At 67.6% G+C, this 21497-nt stretch carries 16 protein-coding genes; 3 read left to right on the top strand and 13 right to left on the bottom strand.

The window, feature by feature from the left end; all coding sequences use genetic code 11:
* Positions 1-20: 20 nt before the first annotated feature.
* Both AC5P8C_RS08765 and ybiA read left to right on the top strand, forming a co-directional pair.
* Complete coding sequence (locus tag AC5P8C_RS08765; protein WP_495218567.1) at positions 21-1973, top strand: acetyl-CoA hydrolase/transferase C-terminal domain-containing protein; 1953 nt, start codon at positions 21-23, stop codon at positions 1971-1973.
* A 62-nt stretch (positions 1974-2035) separates the two neighbouring features.
* On the top strand, positions 2036-2584 hold the full coding sequence (gene ybiA, locus AC5P8C_RS08760) for a riboflavin biosynthesis intermediates N-glycosidase (protein ID WP_495218566.1): 549 nt from the start codon (positions 2036-2038) through the stop codon (positions 2582-2584).
* 115 nt (positions 2585-2699) lie between these two features.
* Here the strand turns inward: ybiA and tkt are convergent, their stop codons facing one another.
* The 13 genes from tkt to AC5P8C_RS08695 all read right to left on the bottom strand — a co-directional run bounded on the left by tkt (position 2700) and on the right by AC5P8C_RS08695 (position 18717).
* Complete coding sequence (gene tkt, locus AC5P8C_RS08755; protein ID WP_495218565.1) at positions 2700-4697, bottom strand: transketolase; 1998 nt, start codon at positions 4695-4697, stop codon at positions 2700-2702.
* Between the two features lie 336 nt (positions 4698-5033).
* Positions 5034-6353: a dicarboxylate/amino acid:cation symporter gene (locus AC5P8C_RS08750; RefSeq protein ID WP_019660002.1), complete on the bottom strand. Its 1320-nt coding sequence runs from the start codon at positions 6351-6353 to the stop codon at positions 5034-5036.
* A 57-nt stretch (positions 6354-6410) separates the two neighbouring features.
* Positions 6411-8126: a BatD family protein gene (locus tag AC5P8C_RS08745; RefSeq protein WP_495218564.1), complete on the bottom strand. Its 1716-nt coding sequence runs from the start codon at positions 8124-8126 to the stop codon at positions 6411-6413.
* The gene (locus AC5P8C_RS08740) at positions 8123-9961 is read right to left on the bottom strand and encodes a vWA domain-containing protein (protein WP_495218563.1); all 1839 of its coding nucleotides are present in this window, start codon (positions 9959-9961) and stop codon (positions 8123-8125) included. The genes AC5P8C_RS08745 and AC5P8C_RS08740 overlap by 4 nt, the downstream gene beginning before the upstream one ends.
* Positions 9958-10962: a vWA domain-containing protein gene (locus tag AC5P8C_RS08735; protein ID WP_495218562.1), complete on the bottom strand. Its 1005-nt coding sequence runs from the start codon at positions 10960-10962 to the stop codon at positions 9958-9960. The genes AC5P8C_RS08740 and AC5P8C_RS08735 overlap by 4 nt, the downstream gene beginning before the upstream one ends.
* Positions 10959-11408 carry a DUF4381 family protein gene (locus tag AC5P8C_RS08730; protein WP_233653793.1) on the bottom strand — a complete coding sequence of 150 codons (450 nt, stop codon included), beginning with the start codon at positions 11406-11408 and terminating at the stop codon, positions 10959-10961. The genes AC5P8C_RS08735 and AC5P8C_RS08730 overlap by 4 nt, the downstream gene beginning before the upstream one ends.
* Complete coding sequence (locus AC5P8C_RS08725) at positions 11405-12334, bottom strand: DUF58 domain-containing protein (protein WP_233653792.1); 930 nt, start codon at positions 12332-12334, stop codon at positions 11405-11407. Before AC5P8C_RS08725 ends, AC5P8C_RS08730 begins: the two co-directional genes overlap by 4 nt.
* Positions 12335-12342: 8 nt before the next feature.
* Positions 12343-13368: an AAA family ATPase gene (locus AC5P8C_RS08720; protein WP_233653791.1), complete on the bottom strand. Its 1026-nt coding sequence runs from the start codon at positions 13366-13368 to the stop codon at positions 12343-12345.
* A 195-nt stretch (positions 13369-13563) separates the two neighbouring features.
* The gene (locus tag AC5P8C_RS08715) at positions 13564-15534 is read right to left on the bottom strand and encodes a type IV pilus secretin PilQ (protein WP_134735199.1); all 1971 of its coding nucleotides are present in this window, start codon (positions 15532-15534) and stop codon (positions 13564-13566) included.
* A 21-nt stretch (positions 15535-15555) separates the two neighbouring features.
* Positions 15556-16089: a pilus assembly protein PilP gene (locus AC5P8C_RS08710; RefSeq protein ID WP_019659994.1), complete on the bottom strand. Its 534-nt coding sequence runs from the start codon at positions 16087-16089 to the stop codon at positions 15556-15558.
* A complete protein-coding gene (locus tag AC5P8C_RS08705) occupies positions 16089-16766 on the bottom strand; it encodes a type IV pilus inner membrane component PilO (RefSeq protein ID WP_019659993.1) in 678 nt (225 codons plus the stop codon). Before AC5P8C_RS08705 ends, AC5P8C_RS08710 begins: the two co-directional genes overlap by 1 nt.
* The gene (locus tag AC5P8C_RS08700) at positions 16763-17659 is read right to left on the bottom strand and encodes a PilN domain-containing protein (protein ID WP_495218561.1); all 897 of its coding nucleotides are present in this window, start codon (positions 17657-17659) and stop codon (positions 16763-16765) included. The genes AC5P8C_RS08705 and AC5P8C_RS08700 overlap by 4 nt, the downstream gene beginning before the upstream one ends.
* On the bottom strand, positions 17659-18717 hold the full coding sequence (locus tag AC5P8C_RS08695) for a pilus assembly protein PilM (RefSeq protein ID WP_005410860.1): 1059 nt from the start codon (positions 18715-18717) through the stop codon (positions 17659-17661). Before AC5P8C_RS08695 ends, AC5P8C_RS08700 begins: the two co-directional genes overlap by 1 nt.
* 219 nt (positions 18718-18936) lie before the next feature.
* Between AC5P8C_RS08695 and AC5P8C_RS08690 the strand changes: the two genes are divergently transcribed.
* A complete protein-coding gene (locus AC5P8C_RS08690) occupies positions 18937-21360 on the top strand; it encodes a penicillin-binding protein 1A (RefSeq protein ID WP_308305405.1) in 2424 nt (807 codons plus the stop codon).
* Positions 21361-21497 lie beyond the last annotated feature (137 nt).

Below are 21497 nucleotides of genomic sequence, written 5' to 3'. Positions count from 1 at the left end.
CACACGCAGGACCGCCCCGCATGACCGAACACCTCACCGACCTGGACGCCGCCGTCGACTGGTTGTTTGCGCGCGTGGACGGGCCGCTGCGGATCGGGGCACCGCTGGCACTGGGCAAGCCACACCGGCTGCTCAATGCCCTCTACGCACGCGTCGAGCACGACCCTTCGCGGCCGCTGCAGCTGTATACCGCGCTGTCGCTGAACCCGCCGAAGGCGCGCGGCAACGGTCTGGAAGCGCGCTTCCTGGCGCCGTTCGCGCAGCGCCATTTCGGCGACGATTTCCCGCGCCTGGCCTATGCCGATGCGATCGCGCGCGACGCGTTGCCGGCACATGTGCAGGTGGAAGAGTTCTACATGCAGTCCGGCGCCCTGCTCGGGTCGCGGCAGGCACAATCCAGCTATACCAGCCTGAACTACACCCATGCCGCCGACGCGGTGGCGCAGCGCGCACCGCAGGTGATCGTGCAGAAGGTGGCGATGCGCCCGAACGACCGCCGGCTTTCCCTGTCGTGCAACAACGACATCACCCAGGACACGCTGGATGCGATGACCGCGCGCGGCCTGCCGCGCCCATTGATGATCGCCGAGATCGATCCGCAGCTGCCCTATCTGGGCGGCTCGGCAACGGTCGATGTGTCGTTCTTCGATCTGGTGATCACTCCGCCACCGCCGTACCCGGCGCTGTTCGGGCTGCCGCGGCAGCCGGTCGGCGATGCCGACTACGCCATCGGCCTGTACGCCAGCACGCTGGTGCGCGACGGCGGCACCCTGCAGATCGGTATCGGCACGCTGGCCGATGCACTCAGCCATGCGCTTGTGCTGCGCCACACCGACAACGCCCGCTACCGCCGCGTGCTGCACGCGCTGGATCCGCAGCTGGCCAGCCACCCGCTGGTGCAGGAGATCGGCGGGCTGGATCCGTTCGAAGTGGGCCTGTACGGCTGCAGCGAGATGCTCAACGAGGGCTTCCGCCGGCTGGTGCAGACCGGGGTGATCAAGCGCAAGGTGCACGACGACCTGGCGCTGATGCAGCGCATCGAAAATGGCAGCACGCTGTCCATCGACCACGCCACCCTGGCCGCCGAGGGCGAGTACCTGCACGGCGCGTTCTACCTGGGCTCGCCGGAGTTCTACGAGTGGTTGCGCACGCTGCCGGAAGATGAGTGTCGTGCGATCGGCATGCGCCGCATCAGCGAGATCAACCAGCTGTACGGTGGCAACGAAACGCTGGAACGCCTGCAGCGCCGGCACGCGCGCTTCTTCAATTCCTGCATGATGGCCACCGCGCTGGGTGCAGCGGTGTCGGACGCGCTGGACGATGGCCGCGTGGTGTCCGGCGTGGGTGGCCAGTACAACTTTGTGGCGATGGCGCATGCCCTGCCGGAAGCGCGCAGCGTGCTGATGTTCCGCGCCGCGCGCGATGACAAGGGCCGGCGCGAGTCCAACGTGCGCTGGAACTACGGGCACACCACCATCCCGCGCCACCTGCGCGATATCTACCTGAACGAGTACGGCATCGCCGACCTGCGAGGTCTGACCGACGAGGACTGCGTGCATGCGATGACCGCGATCACCGAAGCCCCGTTCCAGGGCGATCTGCTGCAGCAGGCACATGCCGCGCGCAAGCTGCTGGCGACCGCGCAACCGCACCCGGTGCGCCTGCAGCGCAATACGCCGCAGGCATTGGCGGCAGCGCTGGCACCGTTCCGCGCCGATGGCAGACTGCCGGACTATCCGTTGGGCAGCGACTTCAACGAGATCGAGCAGGTGCTGGTGAAAGCGCTGGGTTGGCTGAAGGCCAACACGCAGACCCGCGGCGACAAGCTGCGTACCGTCTGGGCAGCGTTGCGGCAACCGGCCGGCGACGGCGATGCGGTGTACCTGCAGCGCATGGGTCTACAGGCCCCGACGGATTTCGCAGAGCGCCTGGACGCGCGACTGCTCCGCCTGGCCCTCGCCCGCACCGCGTAGGCAGGGGGAGGGCCGGGCCGTGCCCGGCGGACGGGGGGTGCCGAACGCGCTACCGTATGCCTATGAGCGACGATTCCCGTTTCCTGCACGACCTGCAGCAACGCCAGGCCGCAGGCGAAGACCTGCGCTATCTGTGTTTCTGGGGCCACCAGCCGCCGCGCAGCGGTGTGTCTGCGTCCTGCTTCAGCCAGTGGTATGACGCCGGCTTCGACATTGATGGCGTGCACTACCGCACCGCCGAGCACTACATGATGGCCGGCAAGGCGCGGTTGTTCGGCGCCAGCGCGCTGCTCGACAAGATCATCACCAGCGCCACACCGGACAAGGCAAAGGCGCTGGGCCGCCAGATCGAAGGCTTCGATGAAGCGCGCTGGGTACAGGCGCGCTACGACCTGGTGGTGGCTGGCAACCGCGCCAAGTTCAGCCAGAACCCGGAACTGGGCGCCTTCCTGCGCGCCACTGCGCGTTGGGTGCTGGTGGAAGCCAGCCCGGTGGATTTCATCTGGGGCATCGGCCTGGCCAAGGACCACGCCGACGCGCACAACCCGGCGCGGTGGCGCGGATTGAACCTGCTGGGGTTTGCGCTGATGGACGTGCGCGACGCGATGTAACGCTCATCCACGCATGGCGTGGATCCACCGGCACGGCGACCGATTCGATTCGCCCCACAGAAAAAAGGAAAGGCCGGCGTGCGCCGGCCTTTCCTGCATCACGCTGCGATGCTGCTTACAGCGACTTGGCCGCTTCCACCACGTGGGCGGTGGTGATGCCGAAGTGCTTGTACAGCTGATCGGCCGGCGCCGAGGCACCGAAGGTGTCGATACCGACCACAGCACCGTCCAGGCCGACGAACTGGCGCCAGAAACCGGTGACGCCGGCTTCCACGGCCACGCGCTTGCGCACGGCATTTGGCAGCACCGATTCACGGTAGGCCGCATCCTGGCGCAGGAACACGTCGGTGGACGGCATCGAGACCACGCGGGTCTTGATACCGGCCGCGTCAAGCTGGGCCTTGGCTTCGGTGGCCAGCGAGACTTCCGAGCCCGTGGCGATCAGGATCACGTCCGGGGTACCGGCAGCATCGGCCAGCACATAACCGCCGCGCTCGATCTGGGCAATCTGCTCGGCGCTGCGCGGCTGGTGCGGCAGGTTCTGGCGGCTGAACACCAGGCAGCTCGGGCCGTCCTGGCGGGTGATCGCGGCCTTCCAGCTCACCGCCGACTCGACCGCATCGCACGGACGCCACACGTCGTTGTTCGGGATGTAGCGCAGCGAAGCCAGGTGCTCCACCGGCTGGTGGGTCGGGCCGTCTTCGCCCAGGCCGATCGAGTCGTGGGTATAGACGTGGATGGCGTGGGCCGGGATCAGCGCGCTCATGCGCACGCCGTTGCGGGCGTAGTCGCTGAACACCAGGAAGGTGGCGTCGAACGGAATGAAGCCACCGTGCAGGGCCAGGCCATTGGCAATGGCGGTCATGCCGAACTCGCGCACGCCGTAGTACACGTAGTTGGCGTTGGCGTCGTCGCTGGCGACCGACGTGCTGCCCTTCCACAGGGTCAGGTTGGAGTGCGCCAGGTCGGCCGAGCCGCCGACGATTTCCGGCAGCAGCGGGGCATAGGCTTCAATGGCCAGCTGCGAGGCCTTGCGCGAGGCGATCGTCGGGCCTTCAGCCGCCACCTGGGCGATGTAGGCATCGGCCTTGGCAACGAAGTCGGCCGGCAGTTCGCCGTGCGAACGACGGGTCAGTTCGGCGGCCTCGCCCGGGTACTGGCTGGCGTACTTGTCGAACAGCTGTTCCCACTCGGCCTGGCGCAGGGTACCGGCGCCATTGGCGCGCCAGCCGTCGTAGATCGCCTGCGGGATCTCGAACGGACCGTACTCCCAGCCCAGCTGCTTGCGGGTGGCTTCCAGTTCGTCCTTGCCCAGCGGTGCGCCGTGGCTGGATTCCTTGCCCGCCTTGTTCGGCGAACCAAAACCAATGGTGGTGCGGCAGCAGATCAGGGTCGGCTTGTCGCTCTGCGACAGCGCGGCCTCGATGCCGGCCTTGATGCTTTCCGGGTCGTGGCCATCGACGTCACGGACCACGTTCCAGCCATAGGCTTCGAAACGCTCCGGGGTGTTGTCGGTGAACCAGCCCTCGACGTTGCCGTCGATGGAGATGTGGTTGTTGTCCCAGAAGCAGACCAGCTTGTGCAGGCCCCACGTACCGGCCAGCGACGCCGCTTCATGCGACACGCCTTCCATCAGGCAGCCATCGCCCATGAACACCCAGGTGCGGTGGTCGACCACTTCCAGCTCCGGGCGGTTGAAGCGCTGAGCCAGCAGCTTCTCGGCCAGGGCGAAGCCCACGGCGTTGGCAAAACCCTGACCCAGCGGGCCGGTGGTGGTTTCCACGCCCGGAGTCTCGTGGCGTTCCGGGTGACCGGCAGTGTGGCTGCCCAGCTGGCGGAACAGCTTGAGCTGCTCGATCGGCAGGTCGTAACCGCTCAGGTGCAGCAGCGCGTACTGCAGCATCGAACCATGGCCGTTGGACAGCACGAAACGGTCGCGGTTGAACCAGTGCGGGTTGCTCGGGTTATGGCGGAGGTAGTCGTTCCAGAGGACTTCGGCGATGTCGGCCATGCCCATGGGCATGCCGGGGTGGCCGGACTTTGCGGTTTCAACCGCATCGGCGGCAAGGAAGCGGATGGCGTTGGCCAACTGGCGACGGGTAGGCTGCGTCATGGTTCTGTCGGAATCGGGAGGCGGCCGCGGACGTGCGGGCGGCCTATTGTCCCATAGTCGCCGGGCGGGGGGTCGGTTCACCGTGCCCGGCAGTGCCGGCCGCTGGCCGCCAACTGCGCAGAATTCAATGAAGATCATGAAGTTGCCGGCCAGCGGCCGGCACTACCGCCCCCGGAGTCCGGGGGCTGCGCCCTAGGCGCGGGGGTGTGGAAGCCGGTAAGGGGGGCCTACGATTCGCATCGCGAAACGTGGGAGCGGCAGCGCGCATGCGATGACGCGTACCCGGCCAGCGGCCGGCACTACCCGCCCCCGGAGTCCGGGGGCGGGAATCCGGACTCAGTCCTGCTGCGGGCCCAGCGCCGGGCCATCGTGGCCTTCGCCCTTGGCCACCAGCGTGGTCAGGGCCAGGTCGCCAGTCACGTTCAGCGCGGTACGGCACATGTCCAGGAAGTGGTTCACGCCCAGGATCAGGCCGATGCCCAGCGGGTTCACGCCCACCATCGCACAGATCATCGCCACCACCGGCAGCGAGCCCGAGGGCACGCCGGCCGTGCCGATGCCACCGAGGATGCAGACCGCCATCACCATGATCTGCTGGCCGATGCTCAGGTCCACGCCGAAGAACTGGGCCAGGAAGATCACCGTCACGCCCTCGAACAGCGCAGTGCCGTTCTGGTTGGCGGTGGCGCCCACGGTCAGCACGAAGCGCGACACGCGCTGCGGCAGGCCCATCTGGTCGGCCACGCGCAGCGCGGTCGGCAGGGTGGCGTTGCTGGAGGCGGTGGAGAACGCCATCACCGTCGCTTCCTGGGTATCGCGGAAGAACGACAGCGGCGAGCGGCCGGACAGCCACACGGCGGTGCCGTAGGTCACGATCATGTGCAGGCCCAGCGCGAGCACCACCACGCCCACGTAGGCGCCCAGGCGGATGATCAGCTCGAAGCCGAACAGCGCGGCCAGGTTGAACATGAAGCAGGCCACCGCGTACGGCGCCAGGCGGATGACCAGGTTGATCAGGGTCATCGAGATTTCAAACACGCCTTCGATGGCGCGGCGCAGCGGGGCGACCTTCTCGTCGTCGGTCAACACCATGCCGATGCCGAACATCAGCGCGAAGAACATCAGCGACAGGATCGCACCGTTGTCCGATGCAGCCTGCAGCACGTTGCTTGGCACGATCGACAGCAGCATGTCCATGCCCTTCGGCGTGCCATGGATGCCTGCAACGATTTCCTTGCTGCGCTCGGCGTTCTCCGAAAGCATCATGGCGGCCACCTGCGGATCCACGCCGGCGCCCGGCTTGAGCAGGTTGACCAGCACCAGGCCGATGCCCACGGCGATGCCGGACAGCAGCACGGTGTAGGCGAGGGTCTTCCAGCCGATGCGGCCGAGAGCGCGGATGTCGCCCATCTCCGACACGCCCATGATCAGCGCCGAGAAGATCAGCGGCACGATCAGCATGAAGATCAGGTTGAGGAACAGGCCCGACGCCGGGGTGGTGATGTAGTCCATTACCCACTTGGCACCGGCCTGCAGACCATCGACGCTGCCACCCAGGGCGTGCACGATCAGTCCCAGGATCAGGCCGATCGCAAAGCCGATGCCCATCTTCCAATGCAGGGGCAACTTCTTCTTGTCGGCAGCAGCTGCTGTCATGCGCGGGTTTCCTCGAAAAATGAATGCACTCTAACAAAGCGCGCAAGCGGCGCCGGTTCAGGTTCGCCGCGGTGGATACAGCGGCGGCAGCCCAGTGTCAGCGGTGATCGCCGCCGCCGACCAGTGCGGTCCGTCACGGAAGACCTCGCGCAGGCGCGTGCGCAGCGGCGCCAGATCACCCTGCCCGCCCCAGCGGGCCTGTTGCAGGTCCTGCAGCACCTGGCGCTGGGCCGGGTCATCCAACCGGGCGATGACCTGCTCGATGCGTTCAACGCCGGCCATCGCGCATAGCTGAGCTTCTACCTGATCGAAGCCTTCACCATCCAGCGCGCGGCGCAGTTCGGCCAGGCCGGCACGTCCCGTCGCGACAGCCGGCACAGCCCCCCTGCCCGCCTCAGGCGGCGCCACGCGCGGGCGACGGCCACGCTGCCAGCCCCACAGCAAGGTCAGCAGCCACAGCAGCGCCAGGCCGATAGCGGCGCCCATCCATGGCCACGGACGCTCGGCCAGGCCGCTGGCGCGCGGATCGGTGGCCGCGATACGGCTGTCCTGGCCATCGCCCCCCGGCAGCGCAGCATCGGTGTCGATCGGCGGCAGCGGCGCAGGTGAAGCACTGCCACCGCCATTACCGGCTGCGACGGCGAGTGTCAGGTCCGGCAGCTTCGCTTCCTGTGGCTTGCCCGCACGAACATCCCACCACGGCAGGCGCGGCCCCGGCACCACCAGCGAACCCGGCTGGCGCGGCACGATCGAATAGCGGCGGGTGATCTTCAGGCGCGGCGTGCTGCCGTTGAAGCTCTCTTCGTACTGTGCGGGTTCGGCGAACACCTGTGCGGCGTTGCCGACATCGGGCACCGGCAGGTCGGTGAACTGCGCGCGGGTGGCACCGTCGGCAATCGCCTCGACCACCACGTTGGCCGCCTCACCGGTACGTGCGCTGGTCGGTGCACTGGTGTAGCGCAGCTGCAGGCCCTGCAGCGGCAACCATGGCTGCGGCGCCTGCGCCGGCTGTGCCTGTACCTGCAACGTGCGGTCGGCGCCGGTGGCATTCATGCGCCCGTCGCCGCCGCCGAAGAAATCGTCGAAGAAGCCACCGGCACTGCGCCCACTGAAGCGCGCACCGGCCAGCCGGAGTGCACCGCTGCGCTCGGGAACAAGCAGGAAGCGCCGCTCGACCACGTTGTAGCGACGGCCATTGACCTGCCGCACATCGGTGCGGTCATCGCCCACCCGCTGCAACGACGCGCCTGCCGGGGTATCCAGCACCAGTTCGCCGGACGCCAGCTGCGAGGCGAAATACAGCCGCACCACCACGCCCACGCTCTGCTGCACGTACGGCGTCTCGTCATCGACAACGGTTTCGATGAAGGCCACCGCGTTGCTGTCGGGGCCGGCCACGGCAGCGGCATCCACTTGAAGGGTCAGCGGCGCGGTACGTACGCTGCCCACCTGCAGGCCCGGCACCACCAGCGCGCCGCTACGCCGCGGCGTGAGTGCCACGCCATACAGAGTGCGCTGCTGCATGCTGCCATTGCGCCACTCCACCTGACGGCTGCTGGTCTGCCCGCTGAGATCGAAGTCGGTACGCAACGGCGTGAAGTCCGGCGCGCCCTGGTCGCTCTCGACATTGAGCATGACCGTGTCACCCAACGCGATGCGGTCGCGGTCCAGCCACGCGCGCGGCTGCGCCCAGGCCAGCAGCGGCAGCCACAGCAGCAACGCCGCCAGTACCTGTCGGGGCCAGTGCCTGTGCATGTTGATCGCCCGCGTCATCGCCCTTCCCTCTTCCTGCGTTGGTTTTCCAGCTGGAACTTGGCCCGCAGCAATGCGCCCGGATCATCCGGTACGCGCCGCATCCACGCCTCCACCGCCTGTTGCTCCTCGCGTTGGCGCGGGGTGGTGCCGTCGCTGCCGGGCACGGGCTTGCCGTCCTGTTCGCCCTTGCCCTCACGTGCCTGCTGCATTGCCCGCTGCATGCGCTGGCGCTGCTGCTCATCGGCCCGGGCCTGTGCCTTGGCATCCTCCACCTGTGGTGGCGCCGGCTGTCCATCGCGCCCGCGCTCGCCGGGCTGCGGGCTCGACGGGTTCTTGTCGTCACCGGGCTTGGGCTGCCCCTGCTGGCCCGACTGCGGCTGGCCCTGGCCAGGATCCTGCTGGCCCTGCTGCGGCTTCTGGCCCTGCGGATTCTGCTGCCCCTGGCCGTTCTGCGGTGGCTTCTGCTGCCCGTTCTGCGGTGGATTCTGCTGATCCTGGCCTTTGCCACCGGACTGCTTGCGCTTGCGCGCGGCATCGACCACGGCACGGTTGGCGACCGCATCGGCCATGCCGGGATGCAGCGCCAGCGCGCGGTCGTAGGCGGCAATGGCTTCGTCGTAGTGGCCCTGGCGGGCCAGTGCATTGGCCAGGTTGTACCAGCCCGCATCGCTGTCGATGCCCTCGAACTGCTTGCGGGCACCGGCGAAATCGCCATTGCGGTACGCCTGCGCACCTTCGGCCAAGCGCTGGTGCTGCACCTGGTCGGCGCGCTTCCACAGCGTGCCCTGCGCTGGCGGTGCGGCGGGCGCGGCAGGCGCCTGCGCCTGCACGTCGCTCATCCATGGCAGCAAGCCCACCGCCAGCACTGCCGCCAGCAGCGCGCGGCGGCGGAAGGCCAGCAACGCCAGCAGCATCACCGGTGGCAGCAGCCAGAACCCTTCATCACGCCATTGCTTGCCCTCGCCCGGCCGCTGCGCTGCAGTGCCTTCGCGTGCATCCAGTACGCCCAGTGCGCGCAGATCACTGGCATCGGCGGCGATGCGGGCATAGCGGCCACCGCCCGCGGTGGCCACGGCACGCAGGCTGCCTTCATCCAGCGCAGCCTGGCGGATCTGCCCACTGCCATCCCGGTACGCCGCCCCGGCGGGGGTGCCCAGGCCCAGTACCGACACCTGCAGGCCCAGGCTGCGCGCCTGCGCTGCGGCCAGTGCCGCTTCATCATCGGCGTGATCGCTGACCAGCAGGATCTGCCCCCGCAGCGCCCCGATCTGGCGCATCAACCGTGTTGCCCAGTCGATGCCGCGGTCGGCACGCTGGCCGTCACGTGGCATCACATCCGGCGACAACGCGTCCAGATACAGCGCCACATTGCTGCCGTCGTCGGTCAGCGGCGCCACGGTGTAGGCGTCCTCGGCGTAGACCACCAGGCCCACCTGTCCGCCCTGGCGGGCACGCAGCAGCTCACCCACTTTCGCCCGCGCCTGCAGCAGGCGCGACGGCGGCAGGTCGGTGGCATTGATACGGCTGGACAGATCCAGCACCACCAGCAGCGGCGCGCTGGCCTGGAACATCGGCTGTGCCTGCTGGCGCCAGCTTGGCCCGGCCATGGCCAGCGAGGCCAGCGTCCAGCCCAGCAGGACGGCCCAGGGCAGGCGTACGCGGCGGCGCGTGCCCGCGGCCAGCAGATGCGGCAACAGGTGGGCATCCACCGCTGTTCGCCACACATCGCTGCGCCGCTGCCGGTACAGCGCCAGTGCAAGAATGACCGGCAAAGCCAGCAAGGCCCACAGCCATTCCGGGCGCAGGAAGTGCAGCGCATTCCAGTCGGGAAGATGGGATGCCAACGCGATCATCGGCGGCGCTCCGGCCACACCCATGCCAACGCACCCAGCAACAACGCCAGGCCCAACGGCCAGGCATAGCGCTCCTCGCGCGGTCGCAGGCTTGGCCCCTTCGCCGCGATCGGCTCCAGCCGGTCCAGTTCGGCGTAGATGCCGGCCAGCTGCGCGGTATCGCGGGCGCGGAAGAACTGGCCACCGGTCATGCTGGCAATCTTTTTCAACGTGGCCTCGTCGACCGGATCCTGGTCGGCGGAAATGGGAATGCCGAACAGGCGCATGCTGCCATCGCCACCAAACGCGACGGTGTGGATGCGTACACCTTCGGCGCGGGCCACTTCCGCCGCACGCAGCGGCTCCAGCACCCCGGCGTTGCTGACGCCGTCGGTCAGCAGGATCAGCACGCGCTGCCCCTCCGGTTGGCTGCGCAGGCGTTTCACTGCCAGGCCGATGGCATCACCGATGGCCGTCTCGCGCCCGGCCAGGCCGACCACGCTGTCGCGCAGCTGGTCGCGCACGCTGGCCAGATCGGCAGTAAGCGGCGTAAGCGTGTAGGCGCGGTCGCCGAAGATCAGCAGGCCGATGCGATCACCGGCACGACGATCAAGGAAATCGGCGAGCACGGCCTTGGCCGCGGTCAGGCGATCCACCGCCTGCCCGCCCAGGACCATGTCGCCCTCGCCCATGCTGCCGGACACGTCCATCGCCAGCATCATCTGCCGGCCCTCCTGCGGTGGCGTGATTGCTTCGCCCAGCTGTTGCGGGCGTGCCAGTGCGACGCACAGCGCGCACCAGCCCAGCCACAACAGCAGCGTGCGCAGCCACGACACATCAACGCGGCCGCCACCGGCCAGCGCTTCCAGTTCCGTCGCTGCATATGGCACGCGCAGCGCAGCGCCGGGGTCGGCACGACGCTTCCACCAGCGCATCAGCAACGGCAACGGCAGCGTCAGCAGGGCCAGCGGCCACGCCAGCTGCAGGTCCGGCCATGGCCAGTAACTTGCCAGCAGGTTCATCGGCGGCGCTCCAGCAGCATGGCCAGGTAGCGCTCGCGCGCCCAGCTGCGCAGCGCCGCCACATCGTTGGCGTCCACCCGCGGGCGATAGGCACCTTCGGCCAGCAGACTGCGACGTGCCGCGGGCAGCGTGCCTTCCGGATCCACGCGCTGCCACCAGGCGTCGTCGCGCAGGGATTCACTGCCGGGCTGTGCCTGGCGCGCGGCGCGACGCAGCAGCCCTGCAATCGCCGCCAGTTCTGCAGCAGCATCGCCGGTGGTTGCCAGCTCCTGATCGAACAGCTGCAACCAGCGTTGGCAGCGTCGGCGGCGCTGCCACCACACGAAGGCCATCGCCGCCAGCAACAGCAGCACCCCACCGCCGATCATCAGATAGCCCGGTGCCGGTGGCCACCACGACGGAGGCGGTGGCACTTGGACGTCGCGCAGCGGCAGGTTGGCACTCATGCCGGCACCTCGGTGGGCGATGGTGCCAACCAGGCATCGCTGGGCGCATCGGTGGTCAGCACCTGCACATCGACACGGCGTGCGCCGAGCTGACGCCGCAGTTCCTGCAGCGGTTCGACGAAGTGTGCCTGCCAATGCGCCTGCACCTCGCTGCGCCGCAGGTCCAGGCCGATGCGCTGCTGCATGGTCTGGAACTGCAGCGCGGCCGATGGAGGCTGCAGTTCCAATGGATCGACCAGCAGCACCAGGCTGAGGTCATGGTGCTGGGCCAGCGCACTCCAGCGCGCAGGCGGAATACGGATGGCCTGCTGCGGGTCGGCCAGCACCAGCACGCGTGCACCCGGGCGCAGGACGCGACCGGCATGGTCCAGCGCGCGCTCCAGGCCAAGGTCATCGGCCGGTGGCTGCGCATACCACCGGGTGAGCGCATCCAGCACGCGCAGCACGCCGCGCGGGCCACCTGCCGGTGCGATCGGTGGTTCACGGTCGCTGCCACGCAGGGCGCCGATGCGATCACCACGACGCTGTGCCGACCACGCGGCGACAGCACCGGCACGTGCGGCCTGCACCGATTTGAAGCGCACGCGGGTGCCGAAGTACAGGGCCGGCGAGGTATCGGCCACGATCAGGCTGACCCGCTCGCGTTCGGCCTGGAACAGTTTGGTATGGGCACGACCGGTGCGTGCGGTCACCCGCCAGTCGATATGGCGCGCATCATCACCGGCCACGTACTCGCGTGACTCGGCATACTCCATGCCACGCCCACGCAGCGGCGACGGCGCCTGCCCCGCGTTGCCGGCGCGGCCAGGGCGTGGCGGCGGCGGTCGCTGTGCAAGGCGGCGCAGCGCTACCAGTTCGGCCAGCTGCGGGCGCAGCCCGTCACCGTCGCTGACGGAAGAGGCGTGGTGCAGGGATGGATCGGCCATGCGCAGGCTCAGGGTGCCGGCACGCGGACCAGCAGTTCCTGCACCAGGCGTTCGCCGTCCCAGCCTTCGGCGGTGGCTTCGTAGCTGGGCAGTACGCGATGGCGCAGCACGTCGGCGGCAACCGCTCGCACGTCATCGGGCGTGACGAAGTCGCGGCCGGCCAACCAGGCGCGCGCACGTGCGCAGCGTTCCAGCGCGATGGAACCGCGCGGGCTGGCGCCCCAGGCAATGCGGCGGCCCAGGCCAGCGTCATAGCGCGACGGATCACGCGAGGCCAGCACCAGCTCGATCAGGTAGCGTTCCAGCGCCGGCGCCATGTGCAGGTCCAGCACTTCGCGGCGGGCATCGAACACATCCTGCATCGGCAGTTTTTCCGCCGCCGGTGCGGCTTCGCCCAGCGCGCCACGGGCGCGGTCGCGGGCCAGCCGAAGGATCTCCGATTCGGCGGCCTGGTCCGGGTAGCCGATGCGTACATGCATCAGGAACCGGTCCAGCTGTGCTTCGGGCAGCGGGAAAGTGCCTTCCTGCTCGATCGGGTTCTGCGTGGCCATCACCAGGAACAGCGGCGGCAGCGCGTAGGTGTGGCGGCCAACGGTGACCTGGCGCTCACCCATCGCTTCCAGCAGCGCCGACTGCACCTTGGCCGGCGCGCGGTTGATTTCATCGGCCAGCAGGATCGGGTGGAAGATCGGGCCGGGTACGAATTCGAAGCGGCCCTCCTGCGGGCGCCAGATCTCGGTGCCGGTCAGGTCGGCCGGCAACAGGTCCGGGGTGAACTGCACGCGGGCGAAATCCGCCTCCAGGCGCGAGGCCAGCGCACGGATCGCCGTGGTCTTGGCCAGGCCCGGAGCGCCTTCCACCAACAGGTGGCCATCGGCCAGCAGCGCGATCAGCAGGCGTTCGACCAGTGCCGCCTGGCCGACGATCTCGGCCGACAGGGCATCGCGCAGCTGGGTGAAGGCGCCATGCAGGCGGGAGGCGGCCGGCGCGGGCGGCGGCGAGACGGTTTCGGGCATCGGCGGTGGCAGGTTCATGGGGGCCTTTGACCGGCGCGGGACGGCACGGGTTCCCGACATCATCGCAGGGTGCCTTGCGATTGGCATCAAGAAAGGATGAACAGTGTCCACGCATGGCGTGGATCTACTGGACATGGGCGTCGTGGATCTACGGGTGGAGACGCAGAAGGGCCGCGCGTGGCGGCCCTTCTGCGTTGCGCGGGTGGCGGGGGCTCAGTTCTGCTTGGCCACGCGCAGCACCTTCGGCGTGACGAACACCAGCAGCTCGGCCTTGTCCTTGTTGCGGCCGCGCTTCTTGAACAGGTTGCCCAGGAACGGCACGTCGCCCAGGAACGGCACCTTGCTGATGCTGCTGCGGTCGGTGAACTCGTACACGCCACCGATGACCACGGTCTGCCCATCCTCGACCAGTACCGCAGTGTTGACCTCGCGGCGGTTGATCGACGGCACCGTGCCGTAGCCCTGCAGTTCGATCAGGCGGTCGACTTCATCCTTCTTCACCTGCATGTTGAGGAACACGCGGTTGTCGTTGGTGATGGTCGGGGTCACCCGCAGTTCCAGCACCACTTCCTTGAACTGCACGTTCGGGGTGGAGCCGGCGCCACCGGCAGCACCGGTGCCGCTGATGGTGACGTAGCCGATCTCCTTGCCTTGCTTGATCATCGCCTCGCGCTGGTTGGTGGTAACCACGCGCGGGTTGGAGATCACCTCACCTCGCGACTCTTCCTGCATGGCCGACAGCTCCACGTCCAGCAGGTAGCCTGCGTTGAGGATCGACAGCGCCAGCGAGCCGGGGTTGTTGGCCGCGGCTACCGGCACACTCCAGTTCAGGCCACGGGTAATTGCCGAACCCGTCGGCACGGGCGGCGGACCGACGCGGCCGCCAGTAATCCAGTCACGTTCGGCCTTGGCATTATCCTGTGCAGCCTTGACCTGGGATTCGCGGGTCAGGCGATTGGCTTCCAGGTTGCCACTGAAATACACGTTGTCGCGGCTGCCGCTGATGCCGAACTTCGCACCCAGCTCGCGGGCGAAGGTATCGGTAGCGATGACGATACGGCTTTCGATCAGCACCTGGTCAACCGGACGGTCGATCACACCGATCAGCTCACGCATGCGCGCGATCTTCTTCGGGATGTCGCTGATCATCAGCGTGTTGGTGCGCTCGTCGGCCACGATACGGCCACGTGGAGAAAGGAAGCCACTATCCTCCTGCGATGAACTGCCTCCATTACCACTATTGTTGCTACTTCCACCGATGCCCTTGGCCTCGGTCAGCGCTTTGAAGATCTGCGTGGCGCTGTGGTAGTTGATCTGGACGTAATCGGTGACCAGGTCTTCGCGGTTCTCGATGGCGATCCGCGCGTCTTCCTTCTCCTGCTCGAACTTGGCCAGCTCAGCCTGCGGAGCGACCCAGATGACGCTGCCATCGCGACGCTTGTCCAGGCCCTTGGCGCGCAGCACGATGTCCAGCGCCTGGTCCCACGGCACGTTGACCAGGCGCAAGGTCACATTGCCCTGTACCGAATCGGAGGCCACCACGTTGAGATTGGATTCCTCGGCGATCAACTGCAGCACGGTGCGCACCGGCACGTCCTGGAAGTTGAAGGTCACCGGCTTGCCGGTGAAGCCACGCTGCCCCACCGCCTTGGCGGCCTGGGTGACGCTGCCGGCGGTGACCGCGCCCACCGCGGCGGGCGCCTGCCGCGGGCTGATCTCCACCACGTACTCGTTGCCGCTCTGGTAGGCCAGCGACTCCACCGCGCCACCGGTACTGAGCACCAGCTGCGTACCGGCACCGGACGGCTTGGCGTCGATGCGCTGCACCGGTGTGGCAAAGTCGGTGACGTTCATCGGCTTCTGCAGGTTGGCCGGCAGCCGAGCGTTACCGACATCGACCACCACGCTGTTGCCCTGCGTACGCAGATCCGGCACCGCGCCCTGGCCGTCGAACTGGACGATCAGGCGCCCGGCGCCATCATCGCCGCGCTTGAAATCGATCTTGGCCACCGACAGGCCGGCCGGCGCTGCCGCCGGAGCCACGGTGGCGCCCACCGGCTTCTCGGCCGGTGCGGCGGCCAGCGCCGGAGCGCAGGCCAGCATCAGCGCGACTCCCAACGCGCTGACACGGTTCAAGGTAGAGCGCCGGATGGGACGCAGCCCCTTGGCTTGGTGAAAGGTCATCGTGCTATCCCCAGTAAACGATCATTGATCTTCAAGCGAGAGCGTTGCCGGCCGTTCCAGCCAGCCGCCCGCGCCATCCGGCACCAGTTCGATCAGCTCCACGTGGTCCTCGAAGACCGCCGTGACCCGCCCGTCGCTCTGCCCAAGGTACCCACCCGGGCGTACCCGGTAGGTCACCTTGTCCGGCCCCATCACCAGCGCCACGGTAGCGGCGCCGGTGCCGATGGTACCGACCATGTCCAGTGCATCCAGCGGGAAGCCTTCCAACGGCTCCTTGCGCCGGTTCGGATCCGGACGCAATCCGCCATTCCCCTGCTGCGGATTGGTCCAGGCATCGGTGAACGGATCGCGCAGGCCCTGTGCGGAGTATTCGAAGGTTTCGAACTGCTGCATCACCGGCAGCGGCTCCAGCGGCTGCGCCGGTCGTGCACGCTCGCCTTCCACCCACTTTTCAAGATTCGGCGCATCACCCGGCGTGCTGGTCACGCCGCGGCCACAGGCGGCCAGCAACAGGACCGCCAACGCCACTGCACTGCGTGCGATGTACGTGCGCATCACTTCTTGCCCCCCTTGCCGTTCTTCTTTTTCGCTTCGGCATCGGCGACAGCCTGCTGCGCCTGCACTTCCGTCTCATCCAGATAGCGATAGGTCTTGACCGTTCCGGACAGCTCCAGCGCACCGCTGCGGGCATTGCCGCTGGTCTTGTCCTTGGGCTTGAGGTTGATGTCGTGCATGGTCAGGATGACCACGCGCGGCAGCGACGCCACGCCACTGACGAAGGCACCGAACTGGTGGTAACTGCCCACCATGCGCAGCTTGATCGGCTTTTCGGCGTAGAACTCCTTGACCTGCTCCTGCTCCGGCTCGAACAGCTCGTTGGTCAGGCCGCTGGACAACGCGGTCTGCGAAATGTCGATGATCAGGTCCGGCATTTCGGTCTTGCTGGGCAGCTGCCGCAGCATCTGCTGCAGCACCTGTTCCATCTGTGCCAGCTGCTGCTTCAGCGGCGCCAGGTTCACCGCGCGTTCCTGCTGCTTGGTGAACTCGGCACGCAGGTCGACTTCCTTCGATTCCAGGCCGGCCAGTTCCTCGCGCTTGCCACTGATCAGCAGCATCCACGCAACGAACATGATCACCAGCGCCAACAGCGAGCAGAAGACGATCTTGGCCTTCTGCGGCCAGTTGCCGATGTCGTTGAAATCCAGGTTCTTCAGATCGATTTTCTGGCTCATGCGCGATCCCCCTGCAGCGGGGCGTTGAAGGCCTGCGGCGGCTGCGCCAGGCGGCTGCCCTCGGGCTTCGGCGCAGGCTTGGCAGCCGGGGCTGCCGGCTGGTTCGGCGCGGCCGGGGTGGCAGCAGGTGCGTTGACCGGAGCGGCGGCGGGGGCGGGGGCGGGTGCAGCCGGAGCAGCAGCGGGCTGGCCTGCGGCCGGCGCGGCGGGTGCCGCTGCATCCGGGCCGGCGGCAAGCGGTGCCACGGCAGGCGGCGCCGGCGTTGCCACCGAACCATCGGCGTTGAGGCCTGGCGTAGCGGCCACTTCCTCACTCTGCGCCGGCAGCTTCACCTTGACCACGAACACGTAGGGCAGCGCCTTGATGTCCGCAACCGGGCCGGTCTTGCCGTCCTTGTCCTTATCGGGGTCACGCGCTTCGATGATCGACAGTTCCGGGTTGGTCATCCAGCCGGAGGTCTCCAGGTTGCGCATGTACGCCGAAACACGGGCGTTGGACTGGGTGCGCCCTTCCAGGGTCAGCACGTCGCCTTCCTGCTTCAGCGCGGTCAGCACCAGGCCATCGGGAATCGTGCGCACCAGCGCATCGAACAGGTGCACCATCTGCGAGCGCTTGGCCTGCAGTTCTTCAATGACCTTCTTGCGGGCCAGCAGGCGTTCCTTCTGCGCGTCGAGGCGGTCGATCTCCTTGTTCTGTTCCTTGACCTTCTCGATCTCGGCTTCCAGAAAGGCATTGCGGTCCATCTGGCCGCTCACCTGGCGGTCGTAATAGAACCAGATCACCAACGACAGCAGCAGGCCACCGATAGCGGCCATGCCCAGCATTGCGTAGAACTCGCGCTGGCGTTGCTTGCGCCGCTCGGCGCGCCAGGGCAATAGATTGATGCGTGCCATCAGTCGAAGCTCCTCAGCGCCAGACCGGTGGCGATCATCAGCGCGGGGGCATCCTGGGCCAGCGCATGTGCGTTCACCTTCGGCCCCAGGGTCATCTGCGCCAGCGGGTTGGCGACCACGGTCGGCACGCCCAGCTGTTCCTCGACCATTTCCGGCAGGCCGCCGAGCACGGCGCAGCCGCCGGCCAGCACGATGTGGTCAACGCGGTTGAACTCGCTGCCTGCATAGAAGAACTGCAGCAGGCGGCTGATCTGCTGGACCGTGGCTTCCTTGAACGGCTCCAGCACTTCCATCTCGTAGCTTTCCGGCAGCCCGCCCTGGCGCTTGGCCAGGCCGGCCTCCTCGTAGCTCAGGCCGTAACGGCGCATGATCTCGTCGGTCAGCTGCTTGCCACCGAACACCTGTTCGCGGCTGTACAGGCTGCGGCCGCCGCGCAGGACATTGAGCGTGGTCATGGTGGCGCCGATGTCCACGAGCGCGACCACGCCGTCGATGGACACCGGCAGCTCGCTGGCGACCAGGGCGTAGGCGTTCTCGACCGCGAAGGCCTCCACGTCCATCACCTTGGCCTGCAGGCCACCCAGTTCCAGGGCCGACTGGCGCAGTTCCACGTTCTCCGAACGCGACGCGGCCAGCAGCACCTGGACCATCTCCGGGTTGTTCGGGATCGCCCCGATCACCTCGAAGTCCAGGTTCACTTCCTCGATCGGGTACGGAATGTAGTTGACCGCTTCCAGCTCGATCTGGGCTTCCATGTCGTTCTCGTCGAGCTCGGCCGGCATCGGGATCACCTTGGTGATCACCGCCGAACCGGCAACGGCGGCAGCGGCCAGCTTGGCCTTGCTCCCCGAGCGGTTCATCGCGCGGCGGATGGCCTCACCTACGGCCTCCACTTCCACGATGTTCTTTTCCACCACCGCATTCGGCGGAAGAGGTTCCACAGCGTAATGTTCCACGCGAAAACGGTTGCCACTGCGAGACAGCTGCAAAAGCTTTACCGCAGTCGAACTGATGTCGACGCCTACAAGCGGCGACTGACTTTTTGGGATGAGCCCCACGGTTTCTCCCCTGCCGACGGGCACTTGGACGCAAGACCTGCGCCCGAGCATTAATAACGTATTCTTAGCAAATGGCAACGGCCCTGCTGTGAAGTTCCTCACGGATTCACGATGCAGCCCCTGACTGTTCCCCTTGCGCTCCCCGGTGCCGACCCCAGCCGCCACCTTGCGTAATCTATACTCTGCGACCACGAAATTCGCAATCGGAATCTGAACCCGATGACTCGACTCCGCCGCTGGCTGCGCTGGATCTTCCTGATTGTCCTGGTCCTGGCGCTGATCGGCGCGGCCGCCGTGGGCGGTCTGTACTACGCCGTGTCCTCCAAGCTTCCCGACGTGCAGACCCTGCGCGACGTGGAAATGCAGGAGCCGATGTACGTCTATGCCGCCGACGGCAAGCTGATGGCGGTGTTCGGCGAGACCCGGCGTACCCCGATCACCATGAAGGACGTGCCGGAGAAGCTGAAGCAGGCCTTCCTGGCCACCGAGGACGCCCGCTTCTATGAGCATGGCGGTGTGGACTACAAGGGCATCGGCCGCGCGGTCTGGCTGCTGGCCACCACCAACGACAAGCGCGTGCCCGGTGGTTCCACCATCACCCAGCAGGTGGCCCGCCAGTTCTTCCTCAGCTCCGAGTACAGCTATACCCGCAAGCTGGCCGAGATCCTGCTGGCGCGGAAGATCGAGTCCGAACTGAGCAAGGACGAGATCTTCGAGCTGTACCTGAACAAGAGTTTCTTCGGCAACCGCGCCTACGGCGTGGCCGCCGCCGCCGAGTTCTACTACGGCAAGAAGCTCAACGAGCTGGACCTGGACGAGATGGCCTCGCTGGCCGGCATCCCCAAGTTCCCGTCCTCGGGCAACCCGATCTCCAACCCGGAGCGCGCCCGCCAGCGTCGTGACAACTATGTGCTGCAGCGCATGGCCGACCTGAAGTTCGTCAGCCAGGCCGAAGCCGACGCGGCCAAGGCCGTGCCGATGCACGCCACCGCGCATGAGCCGCCGGTGCAGGTCGACGCGCCCTACGTGGCCGAGCTGGTGCGCCAGGAGATGATCGCCCGCTTCGGCGGCGATGTGGTCAACAAGGGTTACCACGTCACCACCACCATCGACTCCACCCTGCAGACCGCCGCCAACCAGTCGGTGCGCGACGGCCTGCTGCTGTACGACCACCGCCACGGCTGGCACGGCGTGGAGAAGCAGGTCCAGGTGGGTGCCGGCGAAGACGCCGCCGCCCTGGCCGAGCACCTGCGTGGCCTGTACGGCCAGGCCGGCCTGCTGCCGGCCATCGTTGCCAGCACCGGTGCCGATGGCAGCGCCACCGTGGTGCTGGCCAACCGCAGCGAGATCGTGCTGCCGGCCGGTGCCGCCAAGTGGACCAACAAGACCCCGGGCAAGCTGGTGCAGCGCGGTGACATCGTGCGCGTGCGTGCCGGTGCCAAGGAAGGTGAGTGGCTGCTGGATCAGCTCCCGCGCGGCCAGTCCGCGCTGGTCTCGCTGGATGCCCACAGCGGCGCGCTGAAGGCGCTGGTCGGTGGCTTCAGCTTCTCCGGCAACAAGTTCAACCGTGCCACCCAGGCCCGCCGCCAGCCGGGTTCGAGCTTCAAGCCCTTCATCTACGCCGCGGCCTTCGACAAGGGCTACAACCCGGCCTCGATCGTGCTCGACGCCCCGGTCGTGTTCCGCGACCGCCGCGGCAAGACCTGGGCCCCGCAGAACGACGGCGGCGGTTTCCGCGGCCCGATGCGCCTGCGCGAAGCGCTGGTGCAGTCGCGCAACCTGGTCTCGGTGCGTCTGCTCGATGGCATGGGCGTGGACTACGCGCGCAAGTACATCAGCGAATTTGGTTTCGCCGAATCGGAACTGCCGCCGAACCTGTCGATGTCGCTGGGTACCGCCTCGCTCACCCCGCTGTCGGTGGCCCGTGGCTACGCCGTGTTCGCCAACGGCGGCTCGCGCGTGGACACCTGGCTGATCGACCAGGTGAACGACCGCGACGGCAACCTGGTGTTCAAGGAAAACCCGGCGATGGCCTGCCGCGACTGCGCCGGCAGCAGCGACCAGCCGGTCAACCAGGTGGTGGACGGCTTCAACTTCGGCGCCCCGGCCCCGAAGGTGGACCCGGCTGCTGCGGCCAAGGCCGAAGCCAAGGCCGAGACCCCGGCCGCGCCGGTCAACCCCGATGCCCGCACCGCCCCGCGCGCGATCGACGCCCGCACCGCCTACCAGTTGGTGTCGATGATGCGCGACGTGGTCCAGCGCGGTACCGGCGTGCAGGCCAAGGTGCTCGGCCGCGAGGACGTGGGTGGCAAGACCGGCTCCACCAACGACCATCGTGACGCCTGGTTCTCCGGCTTCGGCGGCCCGTACGTGACCACCGTGTGGGTGGGCCGCGACGACTTCCGTTCGCTCGGCTACCGCGAATACGGTGGCAAGGCGGCCCTGCCGATCTGGATCGACTACATGCGCACCGCGCTGAAGGACACCCCGATTGCGCAGAACGAACCGCCCAGCGGCATGGTCCAGGCCACCCTCAACGGCGCGACCGAGTGGGTGAAGGTGGAAGACATGGACCGCCTGACCGACTACGACCTGAACCTCAATACGCCGCAGGCCGACGCCGCCGCGTTCGATATCTTCTGAGGAAGGGACAGGTGGGTGCCAACCTTGGTTGGCACTGCCCTTTGTAGAGCCGAGCCCATGCTCGGCTCCGGGGGCCCGCGGTAGAGCAGCCGAGCATGGGCTCGGCTCTACAGGATCAACGGCACCCTTTTGCTCCG

The organism is Stenotrophomonas sp. YJH_SMC_46, assembly GCF_059370315.1.
This window is presented reverse-complemented; position numbering and strand designations above follow the sequence as displayed.

Bases quoted from the DNA above. Each gene is read 5' to 3' on its own strand.
- AC5P8C_RS08715 (WP_134735199.1), bottom strand. From the start codon at position 15,534: ATGACCTTTCACCAAGCCAAGGGGCTGCGTCCCATCCGGCGCTCTACC.
- AC5P8C_RS08750 (WP_019660002.1), bottom strand. From the start codon at position 6,353: ATGACAGCAGCTGCTGCCGACAAGAAGAAGTTGCCCCTGCATTGGAAG.
- AC5P8C_RS08765 (WP_495218567.1), top strand. From the start codon at position 21: ATGACCGAACACCTCACCGACCTGGACGCCGCCGTCGACTGGTTGTTT.
- AC5P8C_RS08710 (WP_019659994.1), bottom strand. From the start codon at position 16,089: ATGCGCACGTACATCGCACGCAGTGCAGTGGCGTTGGCGGTCCTGTTG.
- AC5P8C_RS08705 (WP_019659993.1), bottom strand. From the start codon at position 16,766: ATGAGCCAGAAAATCGATCTGAAGAACCTGGATTTCAACGACATCGGC.
- AC5P8C_RS08725 (WP_233653792.1), bottom strand. From the start codon at position 12,334: ATGGCCGATCCATCCCTGCACCACGCCTCTTCCGTCAGCGACGGTGAC.
- AC5P8C_RS08745 (WP_495218564.1), bottom strand. From the start codon at position 8,126: ATGACGCGGGCGATCAACATGCACAGGCACTGGCCCCGACAGGTACTG.
- AC5P8C_RS08690 (WP_308305405.1), top strand. From the start codon at position 18,937: ATGACTCGACTCCGCCGCTGGCTGCGCTGGATCTTCCTGATTGTCCTG.
- tkt (WP_495218565.1), bottom strand. From the start codon at position 4,697: ATGACGCAGCCTACCCGTCGCCAGTTGGCCAACGCCATCCGCTTCCTT.
- AC5P8C_RS08740 (WP_495218563.1), bottom strand. From the start codon at position 9,961: ATGATCGCGTTGGCATCCCATCTTCCCGACTGGAATGCGCTGCACTTC.
- AC5P8C_RS08735 (WP_495218562.1), bottom strand. From the start codon at position 10,962: ATGAACCTGCTGGCAAGTTACTGGCCATGGCCGGACCTGCAGCTGGCG.
- AC5P8C_RS08730 (WP_233653793.1), bottom strand. From the start codon at position 11,408: ATGAGTGCCAACCTGCCGCTGCGCGACGTCCAAGTGCCACCGCCTCCG.
- ybiA (WP_495218566.1), top strand. From the start codon at position 2,036: ATGAGCGACGATTCCCGTTTCCTGCACGACCTGCAGCAACGCCAGGCC.
- AC5P8C_RS08720 (WP_233653791.1), bottom strand. From the start codon at position 13,368: ATGAACCTGCCACCGCCGATGCCCGAAACCGTCTCGCCGCCGCCCGCG.
- AC5P8C_RS08700 (WP_495218561.1), bottom strand. From the start codon at position 17,659: ATGGCACGCATCAATCTATTGCCCTGGCGCGCCGAGCGGCGCAAGCAA.